Source organism: Niastella sp. sgz303648 (assembly GCF_059587045.1).
On record NZ_JCAPSW010000022.1, the window covers coordinates 115,618 to 132,828 of the forward strand.

Annotated in this window: 8 protein-coding genes; all 8 read right to left on the bottom strand. The window is 43.4% G+C overall.

Going from position 1 to position 17,211, the window contains the following annotated elements; all coding sequences use genetic code 11:
- Nucleotides 1-13 precede the first annotated feature (13 nt).
- Entirely contained in the window at nt 14-3,097 is a 3,084-nt protein-coding gene (locus AC59IL_RS35460; protein WP_496556997.1) for a SusC/RagA family TonB-linked outer membrane protein, read from the bottom strand.
- A 28-nt stretch (nt 3,098-3,125) separates the two neighbouring features.
- Nucleotides 3,126-4,904: a RagB/SusD family nutrient uptake outer membrane protein gene (locus AC59IL_RS35465; RefSeq protein ID WP_496556998.1), complete on the bottom strand. Its 1,779-nt coding sequence runs from the start codon at nt 4,902-4,904 to the stop codon at nt 3,126-3,128.
- Between the two features lie 18 nt (nt 4,905-4,922).
- Entirely contained in the window at nt 4,923-7,802 is a 2,880-nt protein-coding gene (locus tag AC59IL_RS35470; RefSeq protein WP_496556999.1) for a SusC/RagA family TonB-linked outer membrane protein, read from the bottom strand.
- Nucleotides 7,803-8,020: 218 nt separating this feature from the next.
- Nucleotides 8,021-12,223, bottom strand: coding sequence for a hybrid sensor histidine kinase/response regulator (locus AC59IL_RS35475; protein WP_496557000.1), 4,203 nt, complete (start codon nt 12,221-12,223; stop codon nt 8,021-8,023).
- Between the two features lie 168 nt (nt 12,224-12,391).
- The gene (locus AC59IL_RS35480) at nt 12,392-15,004 is read right to left on the bottom strand and encodes a glycoside hydrolase family 31 protein (RefSeq protein ID WP_496557001.1); all 2,613 of its coding nucleotides are present in this window, start codon (nt 15,002-15,004) and stop codon (nt 12,392-12,394) included.
- Between the two features lie 256 nt (nt 15,005-15,260).
- Nucleotides 15,261-16,346, bottom strand: coding sequence for an SMP-30/gluconolactonase/LRE family protein (locus AC59IL_RS35485; protein WP_496557002.1), 1,086 nt, complete (start codon nt 16,344-16,346; stop codon nt 15,261-15,263).
- 98 nt (nt 16,347-16,444) lie between these two features.
- Nucleotides 16,445-16,714 carry a glycoside hydrolase family 97 C-terminal domain-containing protein gene (locus AC59IL_RS35490; RefSeq protein ID WP_496557004.1) on the bottom strand — a complete coding sequence of 90 codons (270 nt, stop codon included), beginning with the start codon at nt 16,712-16,714 and terminating at the stop codon, nt 16,445-16,447.
- Between the two features lie 141 nt (nt 16,715-16,855).
- On the bottom strand, nt 16,856-17,211 hold a 356-nt coding region (locus tag AC59IL_RS35495), incomplete at its 5' end, for a T9SS type A sorting domain-containing protein (protein ID WP_496557003.1).

Below are 17,211 nucleotides of genomic sequence, written 5' to 3' on the forward strand. Positions count from 1 at the left end.
GTAATTTTTTGAATTAAAAGCCTAGTTGCAATCCAAGGTTGAAGTTTGCCGTATTGGGATAGGCCCCACCGGTGCCGTTTGCAATTTCAGCGTCCTGCTGAAACTTACCCATGTTCTGTATATTCACCAGGTTATACCCTGAAACATACACCCGCGCATTCTGAACTACCCTGGTACCCTTTAACCAACTGCCGGGGATCTGGTAAGCCAGGTCCAACGATCTTAACCTTACATACCAGGTATTGGCAAACCAGAAATCAGAAACCGTTTGCCACGATATATTGTTTACGTTAGTGTTCAAACCAATGCGTGGATAAGTGGCCGTAGCCGCAGTTGCGGGTGTCCAGCGCTCCAGGTTCCAGGGACGCAAATTGCCATTGAAAGCATCACCTGCGCCCTCTGCTGTTACCTGCACGGCATACCCATAAGAGCCTTGCAACAGCGCTCTCAATGTCAATCCTTTGTAGCCGATCGTAAATTCGGCGCCCAGAATAGTGCTTGGTATATTAGGTTTCGACAACCAGGTTTTATCGGCATCGGTGATTACGCCGTCGCCGTTCATATCGGCATATTTCAGGTCGCCGGGTTGTATGACACTCCATAGCGGAGCAGCAACGCCCTTGTTTACTTTTCCGTTCGCATCAAAATCATCAGGCTGGTAAAATCCAAGGCTATGATAGCCCATTACCAAACCCAGCCTGGTCCCCGTTCTTGCCTGGTAAGGATAATCCGGCGCCTCACTTATGTAAACTATGCGGTTTACAGCATAAGAAGCATTTGCGCTGATCGAATAATTGACCTTACCATTATTATTCCGGTAGGTGATCATTCCATCAAATCCTCTATTCTCTGATCTACCAATATTCTTATTGGGAAGAATCTGTCCAATTAACAGGGGAACACCACCCTGGGCTATCAACTGGTCATAACGGTAGTTATAAAAATAGCTGCCGCTTAATACAACCCTGCCCTGGAACATGTTTACCTCCAACCCCAGGTCTGTCTTTCTTTCTTTTTCCCAGGTAACATCAGGATTTACAAGGGACCCTTCCACGGTGGTATTGCCATAATAATTTGAACCTGTTGTTGCATATTGAATAACAGAGGTTATAGTGCTTGGATAGCTGGCGTCTGAGCCAACAAGGCCATAAGAACCCCTGATCTTGAACAGGTCGAAAAATGGAAACAGGTTTTTGAAAAAAGGTTCTTCCGACAGGTTGTATCCCCAGGAAACTGCCGGAAATATTCCATACCTGTTCTCTTTGCGGAACAGATCATTACCATTACGGGCAATCGTAACGCCAAAGAGGTATTTACGCTTGAAATCATAATCCAGCCGCGCAGTGGTACCCCGGTAGTTGACGGGAATATTTCCACCATTTATATAATTACGCTGATTTACCAGCAAAAGCCCGGTAACATGATGGCTGCCAAATGTGCGATCATAATTAAGCGATGCCTGAACAATAGTGGTAGAATTGAAGGCATTACTTTTAGATGCAACTGAATAGGGAAGCATACGGTATTGACCCGCGTCCCTTATTGCATAAGCGTTCGTAACCGGGTTATATTTATAAGCAGGCAAACCACTACGGTTAAGGTTGCGGCCATCATTGTTATTGCCGGCATAAGAAACATTTACTTTAGCAGACAGGCCTGCAGTTATAAAATCCATTTTTTGGTCGGCACCTGCGACAATGTTATAGTTGTTATTGAAATTTCTTATGTACCCGCCATTAGCCAATCTGAAAACCGGGTTAATGGCGCCGTTATTAGTTATGGCGCCGGCATGTGATGCATAGCCGTAACTGCCATCGGGATTTACTACCGGCATGGCATACGGGGCCATGTAACGAAATGCGCTCAATTCATAAAAAAGCCCGGCCGCTTCTACAGTGCCGCTGGGGTTGTTGACCGTTTCAAAGCGGCCATTGACATCAAACCGGATCTTTAACGTTTTTGTGGGGGTAATATCCAAATTTGAGCGATAATTGAAACGCCGGTAGAAATAATTGGTATTGACATAATCTCCAACCGGCTTGAAATCTTTTAAAATACCATTCGCAGAATAATAACCCAGGGACGTAAAATATTTCACAAAAGAATTGCCTCCATTTATATCTACATTATACCGCGATTGTGTAGATGTTCTGTTTAATAAAACATCTGTCCAGTTAACATTCGGATGACCATAAGGATCAGAGCCGTCTTTAAATTTTTGCAGATCGTCGGCCGTAAAAGGAAGCACAGGTACCTGCGACTGACCGTATGCATCATTTATGGTTGCCTCATTCCGAAGCAGGGCAGTGGTATACGAATCAAGAAAGGTCGGCATCCTGATCACTTTGTTAATGCCGTTCTCAGCCGTGACATTGATCCGCGGTTTTCCGATACGCCCCCTGATAGTGGTAATAACCAAAACACCGTTGGCGCCTTTTAATCCGTAAATAGACGTGGTAGCCGCATCTTTCAGAATGGAGACGGATTCTACTTCATTTACGTTTAACTGTGAAAGCTGGGTGTAATCGTACTCGATGTCATCTACAATGATCAGCGGTTTGTTATCTGTGCCATTGATAGAGTTAACCCCTCTGATAAAAAAATCGGCAGCGTCAGATCCCGGCTGACCACTTCTTTGCTGGCTGAAAAAACCGGGCAAACGGCCAACTAGCGTATTTTGAATATTTGCAGTAGGCACCGTCCTGATCTCTTCACCCTTTACCGAGCTAACAGCCCCGGTACTCGTGATCCTTTTTTGACGCCCATAACCAATTACTATCACGTCTTCCAATCCCTTTACATCGCGCACCAGGCGAACCAACATGGGAGCCCCTGAAACCACAGCAACAGTTTGAGGCTGGTAACCGACGTTTGCGATCACCAGTTTCTTGCCACTGCCGGCCTTTAACGAGATAACAAAATTCCCCTGTTCATCAGCAATGCTTGCATACTTTTCATTGCCGAGTTCTGAAATAGTAGCTCCGCTTATCGCCTCATTTTTATCATTTACTATTCGGCCTTTTATAGTCAGGCGTTGAGACCATACAGCGGTTGATAGCAGCGAAAACCACATCAATATGAATAATTTTATTTTCATTTTATGTCGTTTATTAGGTCAAAAAGATTCAATACCAGGGGTTTTGTTCGAGCCCCTGATTTACCTGCGTTTCTTTTATGGCGATGGGTAATAAATACATGGCATCTGTGAAATAAGGAGTGGTAACATTCTTCGGAGAATAGTTGAATGTACCATTCGCATTTTTGGTAATGGTTACCCCGTGCAGTGTAGTTCCGTAAACCGTTTTCGCAATCTTCCACCTGCGGATGTCCCAAAATCGTTGTTCTTCAAATGCCAGCTCGATGCGGCGTTCGTTCCTCACCACATCGCGCATCTGGTCTTTCGACAAGCCCAAAGGCAGCGCATAGGGTGAAAGACCGGCCCGCTGGCGAATTTTCTCAACAGCCGCATATACAGAAGCATCAGGTCCGGAATATTCATTCTTTGCCTCGGCATACATTAAAAGGATGTCGGCATACCTGATGATACTCCATGGCGGAATAAAGCCACCGTCCCGGACAAAAGTGGTTGTATAATTGGCGCTGCTGCTATCGTTTGCGCAAAACTTTTTGGCGTAATAGCCTGTTTGTGTTTGCACAGGAGCAAGTGTAGCATCATTCGGTTTGTCTTTGCCTCCTTCAAAAGTTTCTATCGGTCTTTGCAGCCATTTAGCGCCATTATAAAATACCGTTTGCTCTAAACGGGGATCACGGCCGGCATAAGGGTTCGCTGGATTGTAACCGGAAGAAGGATCGGTTATTGCCTTCCCGTTTTTCATTGGAAAGGCGTCGACAAATTCCTGTGTTGGGCTTACCCGGCCTTCACTATTGCGATTTGCCGGCTTGTATCCGGGCGGGGACATGTAATAGGCATATCCATTATCGTTACGGGGATCACTCATCCTGAAAAAAATGTGTTCTTTGTTCGCCCGCTGCAATACCAGGGTGTAACGATTAGGCTCCAGATCATAAATGCCCAGGTCCATCACCGCTTTCGCTGCATCGGCGGCCACTTTCCATCTTTCTGCACTGTAAGAAGGGTAACCTGTATAGGGCTTATCGGGGGTTGATGAAGGATTGAACAAGGGACTTGCGGCCAGCAGCAACACCTTGGCCTTAATGGCCAACACAATACTTTTACGCATTCTTCCGAAGTCGGCATCGGTTGTTCTGCTGCTAAGGGAAACATCGGGACGAAGGCTGTCTTTAGCCATATCCAATTCCGAGACAATGTAATTGACGCACTCTTCAAAGCTGTTGCGTTTTACATTCAATAATTCAGGATCATTGGGCTCGTACACTTTATCACCTACCAGGGGAACACCACCATACCGCCTGATGAGTTCGTAATAAAAATAAGCCCTGAGCGCACGGGCCTCGTTGGTGAGCCATATTTTACGGGATGAATCGGCCCAGGGAACCCGCTGATAATTGTTTAAATAAATGTTCACTGCCCTTATGGCACTGTAACTATTACCCCAGTTATCATCAAATGGTGCAACAGGACTGTATCCGCCACGAATAACATTCCATCCCTCATTTCCGTCGCCACTGGGAACGGCATCATCTGAAAAACATTCCAATGGCACCAGGGAAGTGTTGGTCCTTGGCGAGCTATTGAAAGCCCAACTGGAACTGCCCAGCATCCGGTTATACCCGGTAGGAATTTTCCCATATATATTTCCGACCCACCAAAATGCCTGGGCGCCTGTAGGGTCATTCTCATCGAAGATATAGTCTATAGTAAACAGCTCTAGCGGTTTGTCTTCAAAAGCTTTTTTACAGGATGATAGGGTAAAAATGACGGCAGTTAAGCTAATACCTAGCCAGCCAAAATGCTTTTTCATATAACAATACGTTATCGGTTAAAATTTAATGTTGATACCGAAATTGACAATCTTCATTACAGGATAAGCGGCGCCCCAGGCCTCCGGGTCCAGGTCTTTTCTCACGTCATAAATTTCTGCCCAGGTAAGCAGGTTCAGTCCGTTGGCAAATAAGCGTACCGAAGGAAGGCCAATTTTGCGGAATAATTTTTCGGGGAAGGTATAGCCCATCTCTACGTTTTTGAGGCGCACAAAATCATTATTCTTCAACCAAAAGGAAGAGGTCTGGGTATTATTTGTGTTGTTACCCAACCACAACCTTGGTTGTTGTGCTGTTGCTGCCGTAGCCGCTGTAAACCGGCCCAGGTTATACTCATAGGCATTGTTTTGTCCGCCGTTCCCAAAGCCGTTCATAAAATCGCCATTTAAATAACTCTGGCGGTTAAACGTACCCTGAACAAGCAGGGAAAGATCAAAACCTTTAAAACTGAAACCGGTATTGAGGCCATAATAGATGGTAGGCTTTTGATTGCCAATAGGGCCCTGGTCGTCAATCGTGATCTGGCCATCGCCATTGCGATCAAGATAACGGATGTCGCCCGGCCTTAGCGAAGACCTGGGAGATGAAGGCAGCACTGCAGTAGAAGCATCGTTAATTTCATCGTACGATCTAAACAGGCCAATGGCGGTATAACCATATTGCAGTCCCACAGGCTTTCCGGTCGTTACCTGGTAATCGTAATTTTTGGGCAGTTCTGCATTGTAAACCACTTTCGATTGAACCAGCGAGAAATTACCTGAAGCGAACCAGGTAAATTTCTTTATGCTTTGTTGCCAGGTTACGGAAATATCTGTGCCCCAATAGTTGAACCGCTGATAGTTTTTATTCGGATAGCCTGCGCCAAATATCGCAGTTGTCAGGGTAGGTGCAGCAACAAGATCATAGAACTTATTGAAGAAATAGTCGGCAGTAATCGTCAATTTGTTGTTCCAAAGACCAAGATCAATTCCGGCATCGAACTTTTTTGCTTTTTCAGGAACAAGACCTGTATTGGCAATAGCGTTTTCTCCAGAAGCCTTGTCAAGTGAAGAGCCGGAGCCAAACCAATAGCCATTGGCGTTAAAATAGGTTTGTATATATGTAAAATACCCTGCATTTGCCTGACCGGTCAACCCATAGTTTGCTCTTAGTTTCGCATTGCTGATAAAAGGAAGGTTGCGGCTGATGAATGCTTCCTTATGCAGGTTCCAGGCAATTCCTCCGGCCCAGTAAGTTGCCCGGCGTTTTGATGGTTCAAGCCAGTTGTATCCGCCATAGCTAACAGCGCCTTCCCCTATATATTTTTCATTAAAACAATAATTCAATTTACCTGAGTAAGCCGTATATACTTCCGGAAGATTAGTGGTACTGAATGCCAGTTTGTTTTGCTGGTTGGCAACCGTAAGAACGGAAATGGCATGCTTTTTAAACGTTCTGTCATAACCAAGCGATCCTTCCAGATACACAATTCGATACCTGTCATTTGGGTTTCCCGAAGTTGTTTGCTCGGTCGTACCCCCATACTTGGTGTACCCGTTATTCAGGTACTGGTAAACTTCAAAATTTTTAGACCGTGTAGTGGTATAATAAACAGTATTGTTGTTGGAAGCTTTTGCTTTCAGCAAAAGACCTTTTGTAAGCACATCCAGTTTTTGAGTGATCTCCAGATCAACCGCAATATCTCTTACATCCTGAAATTGATATCCCCGGGCAACGGCCTGCCCCCAGATATTGGCATTGCCCTGGTATTTATCGCTGCCTCCAAATGTGCCATCAGGATTGAAAACGGGATAAGCAAGTGCCGGGGTATTTAATAATGACGAAAAAATACCTGACACTCCCCCACCCGGTTGGTTGTAACGTTGAAAACGACCGAAGATGTTCAACTGCGTAAAGGTTACAGGTGTTACATCAACCCCTACATTCGAGCGCAAAGCATACCGGTCTAATTGAGCGTTTGTATTGTATTTATTATTATCACTGGTTTTAATGATCCCTTTTTCTTTCATATTGTCCAGGTCAACAAAATACCTGAACCCTTTTCCACTGCCCTGGATATTTAAATTATAGCGTTGCATTCCGGCCCTGTTCTTCAAAACTGTATTGTACCAATCCACATCAGGGTAGGTGTATGGATCCGTATGATTTTGGTATGCATCGATCTGTGCGGGTGTATATTGAGGAATGACCGGCGTTGTTCCGGCATCGTTTTGTTTGGCCTCATTATACAGGGTTGCATATTGCCAGGCAGCTACAGGTTTGGGGAGAGCTGTCGGTGTTTCAAAACCCGATTGCGCAGTAAATGAAATGCGGGGTTTACCTACATCCCCTTTTTTTGTTCTGATGGAGATAACTCCGTAGGAGGAACGCTGCCCCAGCATCACTGTCGAAAGCGCGTCTTTTAATACGCTTATAGATTCTATCTGTTCCGGGTCAATGGACTGGTAGCCCCTTTCAACCCCATCGATCAAAATGATCTGCGCTCTTGCCCCCCGGATATTGAAGCTCATTCCGTTACCGTCAAGGCCAGGTCCGCCGCTGCTGAAAGTGATATTCAAACCAGGGATGCGGCCCGGTAAAGCCTGTAAAAATTGAGGACTCGGCGTAGTGGTCAACTGGTTGGTATAAACTGTTGCAACCGATTGAACCAACCTGTTTTTTGCCTGTTCTCCATAAAGGATTGGAACAGTTGTAACCGTTTTTGAGATCTCGATAACAGTATCCGGTTTGGGATCGGGCTTTGTTAAATCGGTAACCTGTGCCCTGGCAGAAGAAAATACAAGCAGCATAGCAGTCGTGAAAACCAGGTTAGCCTTAAAGCAGGCTTGCCGCTCAAAACCGGAACATGACAATGTTCCAGCAGTTAGTTTTTTTTTCATAATGGCAATTTTTAACGACAAAAAAATCCCTGTCAGGGCAAAAACCGCTTTTACCCTGGCATCTATAATTGAAATTTTGGTTTTGGTTTAAACGTAAAGCTAGCAGTGTAAAAGCAATTTTTGGGGGAATTCGGGAGGGGGGTAAACTCCCAAAAAGGGGGGTGGAAACGCCAAATGTTAATGGGCTAATTAGCTAATGTGCTAATGTGCTGACGTACTTAATCCCCGGGATTGAGTGATTCCTTATCTATAGTGTACTGCTTGCCATGTACTTTGCGGTACTTTTTTACATAATCGGAAGGGTTCATGCCGAAAAGCTTGTTGAATTGCTCCCGGAAGTATTTAATATCCCTTATACCTACGGTGTAGGCGGTTTCCTTGATACTGTAGTCTGTATTTATAAATAGCTCGGCAGCTTTACGAAGGCGGATGGACCTGATAAAAATATTTACGGGCTGGCCGGAGATTGATTTTATTTTACGGAGCAGGTTGGAATGGCTCATGCCCATTTCGTTGAGTAAAGTTTGAACACTAAAGTTCTTGTCCTCTAAATGCTTTTCAACAATGGCAATGCATTTGTCCAAAAACTCCCTGTATTCTGAAGAAACCTTGAACTCGTTCTTATTGAGGGTTATTTCATTATAAAAATATTTTTGAACCGTATTGCGATTCTTTAAAAGAGTAACAACCCGTGCAAGCAACAGTTTACTGTCAAAAGGTTTTACAATATAATCATCCGCACCACCCTCCACGCCCTGTAGCCTGAGTTCATCGGAGGTGGCGCCGGTGAGCAGGATAACGGGGATATGGCTTAGCTGTTCGTTTTCTTTAACAGCCTTGCAAAGCCCGATCCCGCTCATCTCCTTCATGTGAATGTCGGAGATAATGAGGTCTGGCAAATATTTTTGGGCCATAGCCAAACCGGCTTCCCCGTTTTCTGCCTGATATATTATATATATGTCTTTAAACAAGCGAACAAGGTATTGCCTGATAGATTCATCATCATCTATTATGAGAATAGATTGCTTTTCAGAAACCAGTTCCGTCAGGGGTTCTTCGCCTGTATTATTTTCACCGTTCTCCCCCTCTTCTTTCAGCGCTTCGAGCAATTGAGGGGCAGGGGCAGTTGCTGTCTCTGAAACAATTACATCCGCACCAAAATGGGCCCTGCCTTTCTGAAGTAGTAAGGTAAAAGTTGTCCCCTGCCCTTCTTCACTTTGGTACGTGATCGTTCCACCGTGCAGCTCGGTAAAGTTTTTTACCAGGAAGAGCCCAATGCCAAAACCTGCCCTGGAACTTGTTTTGGTTCTTTCGGCTTTATAAAATTTATCAAAAAGTTTTTCCCCGGTTTCAGCCGGTATGCCGGCGCCATTGTCTTCCACTTTGATGGCAACATCTTCCGGTCCTTCTGCAATGGAAAACCTGATGCAGCCTTCGGCAGATGTATACTTCAATGCATTGGAAAGCAGGTTATATAAAATGATCTCCAGCTTTTCCCGGTCTGCATAGATCGCTACATTCTTATTGGCGCAATCAAAAATATAATCGATGCGCTGTGCTTTTGCCTGTTGAATAAAACACAGGTACACTTCGTATGCCAGATCGTGCAAATTGAGCCTGGATGGCTTTATTTTATCTAAACCGCTCTCCGCCTTCCTGAATAAAAGTAATTGGTCAACAAGACTGAGCATTCGCCTTGCATTGCGGTAAACAATGTTCAACCCGGCCTTATCTTTTTGTTCATTGGAATTTTTCTCCAACAGCTCTTTGACCGGATTAATAATTAATGTTAGCGGTGTTCTGAATTCATGAGAGATATTGGTGAAGAATGAGATCTTCTTTTCGTTGATCTCCCTTTCTTTTTCATTCAGGATCCTTTCTTTCTCCAATTCGGCATGTTCTCTCTCCCTTTCCGCTCTCTCCTTTTCCAGTTCCGCTTTCTCTACCGCTAATTCGGCAAGGCTTCTTTCTTTTTCAGCGCGTTCGTTTTCTGCGTTAAGCTTTGCAATCTTTATTTCATATTGCAGCCTGGTTTGTTTTGACCGGTATTGCAGGTAAAAATAAACGGCTGCGCCAATCATCACCGCATACATCAAATATGCCCACCAGGTCCTGAACCAGGGAGGCAGCACAATAATTTTGATCTGCACCTCGTCCTTATTCCATTGCCCTTCCGCATTGGTATTTTTAACCCGGAAGGTGTAGGAGCCTTCGGAAAGGTGGCTATAAACTACTTTTCTTGTATTGCCGCAATAGTTCCAGTCTTTATCCGAACCCTGCATGCAATAAGCATATTCAATTTTATCAGGCGCTGAATATTCCAACGCGGCAAACTCAAATGAAAGAACGGCTTTATTGTAAGGGATCCTGATGAGCTCTATACGATTGGATTTGGTTTGAACCTGAAGCTCAGCGTCCTTTTCAAGAGAAGTGTTGGCGACTTGCACATCCGTTAAGAAAATTTTTGGATTGCCGCCGGCCTCAGTAATATTTTCCGGACAGAATAAAGTAACCCCTTTAATACCACCGAAAGCAAACTCGCCGGACCGTAATTTTAATGCCGCATGATAATTAAACTGGTTGCCCTGCAATCCATCGCCCTTATAATAGTTCTTGAATGTTTTGTTCTTAAGATTGAATTTGGCAATGCCGTTAAAAGTGCTCATCCACAAATTGCCTTTTTCATCTTCGAGAATGGTCAATATGGAATTGCTGCAAAGGCCTTCATCTGTAGTATACCGGGTAATGATCTTTCCCTGCTTTCTGTCAAAGAGGATCAATCCCCCTCCTTCGGTACCTACCCAAAAATTACCCGAGCGGTCTTCCATTATAGCACTAACCGGTTTACCAATCGTATAAAAAACATGCTTTTTGCCGGCTTTATCAATTTGAACCAGGTGGTTCATGCCCCCTCCCCAAAAAACATGGTTCCTGTCTTCCCTCAACACATACAGATCCTTAAGCCTGTTATCAAACAATTCAAAAACCTTTTTCTGCATGTTCAATTTGAACAGGCCGTATTGCTGGGTACTTAGCCAGAAATTCCTCTCCTCATCTTCCAGCAGGTTCGGTCCTATAGGATGTAAAGCAAGTGCCGGGTTACCAGGGTCAACACAGCTATAGTGTTCAAACTTCCCGTTGTTAAACCGGTTTACTCCTCCGCGATAAGTGGTTATCCAGATATTGTTTTGAAGATCTGATTGAATGTCGGTAACGAAATTGTCGCTTAATGAAAATGGGTCCCTGCTTTCGTGGCGATAATTGGTAAAAGAGTTCAATTTTCTGTTCCAGATACTCAGGCCGCCACCATCCGTGCCAATCCATAAATCATTGTCGGGTGCTTCGTAAAACGATAAAATATGATTGTTGACAAGCGTATTGGTTGTGGCAGGATTGGAAACGATATTTTGAAAACGCTCCTTGCTGGGATCGATGATATTGATGCCGCCTCTTAAAGTGCCGATCCATTTTCTTGATTGCCTGTCGATCCAAATAGAATAGACGGCATTGCTCGATAAAGAATTGGGTTCTCTTGTATTTGATAAAAATTGTGCTTCATCGGTTGCTGTATTCAGGATAATAACACCACCGCCATTTGTTGCAATCCACAATTCATTTTTTTTACCTACGGTGATCCCTGCAACAGTATTGTAGTTTAATTTTTTATTCGCTTCATTATACACTTTGTCGAAGGCGTTGGAAGCGATGTTATACCGGAACAAACCATCATTCGATCCCAGCCATAAATAACCATTCGCCGCTTCAATACAACTGGCCGACTTGACGGTTTCGTTTACAAGTGTTGCTTTATTGGTTTTATACTCATAAACATACAAACCTTTATCAGCCACAAAGAACCAAACTTTTTTATCGTTGCCTACTTTTACTGTAGTAACATTATGAGCAGACCTGGCATCATGCTCTAATGGTATTGAGTAAGCGACCCTTTCGTCTTTTTGGAAAAAAAGCAAGCCTTTATCGGCTGTAGCAACAAACATATTGCCCTGCGGGTCTGCTTCTATATCGTTGATGACCGAGCTTAGCTGTTCTACTTTTTTTTCAGGGGTATAATAATAAAGAAAGGAAAAGTTGTCGGCGAGATTTTGGTAAACACATGCTCCCTGCCTGGTGCCTATCCATAAATTTCCATTGGCATCTTCACTGATGGTGTTGATCCAGTTGTTAATGAGCGAGCGGTTGTTCTTAAAATTATTTCTGAAGATCTTGAATTCATATCCATCATAGCGGTTCAGTCCGTCGTAGGTGCCAAACCACATAAAACCATTTTTGTCCTGGTAAATGCATCTTACAAAATTGTTCGACAGGCCCTGATCGATCCCGAGATAAGTACTCACCGGATAGCCGGCAAAAGAGGTATACGAGGCAAGAAATAAAAAGAACCCCACACAGCAGGCAAGCATTTGAAAAAACCTTTTTATATGAAAGCAGTTGGCAATCAAGTCGTTGAGTTTGAAGGCCTCTTTTTGGCACGAAGTATTCTTGTTATAATGGATTGTTATTGCAATAAGCAAACCTTTAAATTTAGTAAAACGTGTCTGAGGTTGGGCTTAGCGATAACTGTATGCTTTTTATTTCAAACGAACTATAACTTTATTTCCAATATAGCTGATCTGCTTTTTTATTTTGTTGCTTTCTAAACCTCTTCCATTCGATTCACTTACAAGAACTATTTGAAAAATCCGGTTATTTATGGATCCTGGGTAACTTCCCTGTCTTTTTGATATTGTCAGTGTCTGGCTTTTATCATTCCATGCGAAAGGTATTACTGTATAGTTCCCTTTTTCGTAGTTGTAATTATCACCTTCATCTTCATACAGCTCAAATGTTCCATCAGCTCCTTTGTATATACGAATTTCAATAGTATCCGCAGGCAACTGGTTAGTAAACTGAACAGGCTTACCTAAAGGAACTATTGATCCGGCCTTAACAAATAATGGACTTTTGTCTATAGGTGCAGCAACTTTTATTGCTTTACCTCCGGGGTAACGCTTGCCGGTCCAAAAGTTGAACCACGCATTGGATTTAGGCAGATATACATTCCATTCAGCAATACCGGGTTTAGTAACAGGTGCTATCAAAAATGCTTTTCCGAACATAAATTCATACTGCTGATTGAGCGCTGTTGTGTCACCATTAAAATCCATCACCAATGGCCGCATAATCGTAGAACCTTTGCGAGAAACCTGCCAGGCTTCGGAATATATGTAGGGCAATAACCGATAGCGCAAATTCAAGGCCTTTCTCATATTGCTTTCAACTACTTCTCCAAACTTCCAGGGCTCTGTCTCCGTTTTATATCCATGAATCCGGAATATTGGATTTAACGCTCCCCATTGGAACCAGCGGGTTAACAGGTCGTGATAACTGGTATCGGTGTATTGCGTTTTTTCAGGGCGAAAAAAACCACCGATATCTGTTGTCCAATAAGGAAAGCCCGTGATCGTATAGTTCAACCCGGCCACAATCTGCCGTTTGTAGGCATCCCAATCACTCCCAATGTCACCCGACCAGTTGATGATCCCATACCGCTGTTGGCCAGGAAAGGCTGAACGAGTTAAAATACACACTCTTTTATCAGCGGTTATGTCGCGTTGCCCTTCATAGATTGCTTTACTTACAAACAAAGGGTATGTAAGCCGGTAAAAATCTCCCAACCCCAAATAAGTCTTTTTACCTTTTAATGCGTCGTTCTCCGGCTCCACCGCATCCATCCACCAGGAGTCTACCCCTTGGGAAAACAGGTTCTGGTTCACCGTATTCCAATGTTTTATACGTGCCCTGGGATTTAACATATCAATCCAACCACTACCAGGGAGATAGAGGTTCTCATCTACATACCTCTTCCCGATCGAAGAGGACTTATCGATGTTCTCCCAAACCGATATATTGAAATGAGCATTAAGGTCATGGAGTTCCTTTATGAATTTTGCCGGTTCAGAATAATTGGTTTCATCAAACTTTGGTACGCCCCAACCATACTTGCCCCAATATTGCCAATCCTGTACAATCACGTCCATGGGCAGTTGTCTTTTCCGGAATTCCTTTACAGTTTGCACCAGATGATCACCTGATGTGTAACGTTCGCGGCATTGCCAAAACCCATACGCCCAAAGTGGTAGCATTGGCACCTGCCCCGATAGTTTGCGGTAAGTACTGATCACACTATCAGCAGTAGTTCCGTAAAAAACGATGTAATCAAGCAGTTTGGCATTAGGAGAACGAAAGCTTGTGAGGTTGTCAATTTTCTTCCAGGAGATCTTAGGCTCATTGTCGTCTTTACAAATAACCTGTATCGAGTGTGTCCCTTCATTTAAATATATTTTTGTGCTCACAGTGGGCGGCAACCACAGGTTTGTTTGGTCAATACAGGGTTTGCCATCTACAACTACAAAATGGCGATTACCCATGCCGCCAAGATCAAGCATAACGGCATATTCTCCCGGCTCTGTTACAGAAAAAATTCCTTTATATGCTGCCTGGCTTTGCTGTACCTTTTGAGTTCCGGCATCAGTAGTCACTTCTATCATGCTGCTGTTATCAGAGGCACCCGCTTGTTTTGTAAGATTTACATAATTATCCGCAGGGTTAAAATCTGTTAGTCCGTATTGATGCCAAAGCAACCCGTAACCTTTGCTGGAATAAATAAACGGGATTGAGATCTGGGTATTTACCTGCGTAAGGCAACGTGTAACACCTCTCAGGTTAAAATGCCCATCCTGAAACTGGCCTAATCCATAAATGTATTCATCGGCAGGTGACTCAAAGCTTTGTTCAGCATTATAACAAGGCTCACCTGATACAGTCCCGGGTATAAGTTTCCGGGTACCGGCTTTTTCTGTAAGGAACACCCTTCCCTGCTTATCGGAATAAATCAGGTTTCCTGTTTTCTTATCCACCGTAATAATAATTTGCTTAGTGTTTATTTTAATGCTTGATGGCGTTTCAAAAAGCTCATATTTTGTATCGGGATGACCAGCAACTAACACCAGTTCTTCCAGGGAATCGCTTGCCTCCTTGTAAAATTTTACCCTTACCGCGTTTTCCGTTAGCGGTTGAATACTCAGTGTACCACCCTGTAAATTAATGCTAACCCGATTTGCTAACTTTTCAAAGCCTTGTATGGTTTGCGCGAAACAAAAGACCGGAAGTACAATTACTATCAGTGGAAAAACAAACTTCATTTCTTATTAATATAGGTCAAACAATGTTAGAGTTTATATAACCAAGGTACTGATAATCAAAATTAACTCACTGCTTATTCAGCAAATGTTACAAAAAAGACTTTGATTTATATAAATCCGACTATTTGTGCACACGTTTGCCCGCCTTCCGGGCAATACAAGCGTTGATCGTATGCTGTAAAGCTAAAGTGTACCGGCTGAAACATGGTATCAGATTTTTTCAATGCAGGGTGGGAAATGTTGCGTATATGGCTAATTAATTGAATTTTTCAACACCTTTCACATTCATCTTTAACGCAGTGAACTTGTCCACTGGTCCTGTAATAAATAAGATCCTATTATTACTACCACCAAAAACATTGTTGGTAGCACCGCCGCCTGTAGGAATGTTGAATATCCTGGTTCCCTTTGGATCAAAAGCAGTTACTCCATATGAGTTGCTTATATAAATATTCCCCCGTTCATCCATCGACATACCATCGCCGCCCATGTCGATAAACTTTCGCATGTTAGCAAGGGTTCCGTTAGGTTTAATATCAAAAACCCAGGTACCGGCAGTATTGATATCGGGCGCCCATTTGTTTACATACAGCTTTTTCCCATCAGGCGTTCCTACAACACCGTTTGGCCAACCATCAGCGTCCCAGCCCATTGCTTCGGTTGTTACCCTTACCAGGTTATGGCTGCCGCGAGCCAGATAATAAACATAACCGCCTTTGCCACTTGTTGCCTGTTCAGAATGAGTAGGCGGCCATGCCTGTTGACGAGGATCGCTGGCCTGCCAATAATCTCTTGGGAATATGGGATCAGTAATATACATACCGCCACTTTGGGGATTGATCCATACATCGTTTGGTCCATTTAGTAATTTGCCATTGTAATTATTTACCAGAACAGTGTGACTTCCATTCGAAGCTATTTTCCATAGTTCGCCATGCATGTCGGCACAGGTAATGAGATTTCCATCTCTGTCAAATGCCATTCCGTTCGAACGGCCTGTTCCGGTTAAAAATGGGGTGATCATGCCTGTGTTTGATGACCATTTATAGATCTTGTCATTAGGCTGATCAGTAAAAAAAATATTGCCGTGTTTATCAACAGCAGGACCTTCGGTGAAACTGAAACCTTCACCTAATACTTTCAATTGGGCGTTTGGAGCAACCAAACAGGTGGGATCAAAAATACTTGTGTCAGCCGGCTGACATCCGCAGGCAGCGGCGTTAGATTCTACATGGGCGCCCTTGAGCACCAGCTCTGAATCCTGCACTTTGTTTTTTGAACATGAATAAAATGTGAAGTAACATAGCACTCCTGGTAAAAGGAGCAGTACCTTTTTTTTCATAGCAAGCAATTTTAGTTTCTGCAAAGTAGTGTAACCTGCTAAAAAAAACTTCCAATAAAAAACAATGAAGAATAATAAACAAGCCGGGAGCCGTATAATCAGAACTGTATACTACACCCCAATCGAGTCCTGACAGTTAAAGACGCAACAAACCCGCCGCGACGAAGCATCATAACTTCCAAAGAATAGGCCCTGTCGACAACAACATACCTGGTTTCAAGATCTTTATCATGTTTTCCATCGGCTATCAGCAATAGCTTATATTTTGTACCTGCCGGGAAAAAGTCAAGCTTTATATTTTTCCTTTTTTCTTCGGGCTGCCCATTAATGGCGCCAATGTACCAGCAATCACCTTTACGACGGGCCAGTTATATCTTTCGATATCCGCTTAAATTTCCGATTCATAACTATTTATTTCGATTATAGTGTCCGTATGAGCTGGTTTTATTCTTATTACAAAAAAGATCAGGCAGATCAGCGAACCTGATCTGCCTGATCCCATATAGCAACTATTTCATTTTAACGACCTTGAATGATTTTAACCAGTTCGTTCCCTGCACCTGCACTATATACATGCCCGGTTGCAAAGAAGCTCCTATTGAAATTACGTTTGAGATGGCAGCACGTTGAATAGTTTCAACCTGTTTACCCAACACATCAAATATCACAATACGTTCTACCTCGTCACTATTATCAATTACCATATTCAACCTCGATGTAAATGGATTGGGATATACCAGCAACCGGTTGTTCATTTGCATGGTTGATAAAGTATCCGGCAATGTTGCTATTCGTCCGGTTCCAACGGTGGATACCCCCCATTGACTCGTCCTACTATAACTATACAGGTTTTTAAATAATCCTG

Coding starts and splice junctions, on each gene's coding strand:
- AC59IL_RS35485 (WP_496557002.1), bottom strand. CDS start 16,346: ATGAAAAAAAAGGTACTGCTCCTTTTACCAGGAGTGCTATGTTACTTC.
- AC59IL_RS35460 (WP_496556997.1), bottom strand. CDS start 3,097: ATGAAAATAAAATTATTCATATTGATGTGGTTTTCGCTGCTATCAACC.
- AC59IL_RS35470 (WP_496556999.1), bottom strand. CDS start 7,802: ATGAAAAAAAAACTAACTGCTGGAACATTGTCATGTTCCGGTTTTGAG.
- AC59IL_RS35475 (WP_496557000.1), bottom strand. CDS start 12,223: ATGCTTGCCTGCTGTGTGGGGTTCTTTTTATTTCTTGCCTCGTATACC.
- AC59IL_RS35465 (WP_496556998.1), bottom strand. CDS start 4,904: ATGAAAAAGCATTTTGGCTGGCTAGGTATTAGCTTAACTGCCGTCATT.
- AC59IL_RS35480 (WP_496557001.1), bottom strand. CDS start 15,004: ATGAAGTTTGTTTTTCCACTGATAGTAATTGTACTTCCGGTCTTTTGT.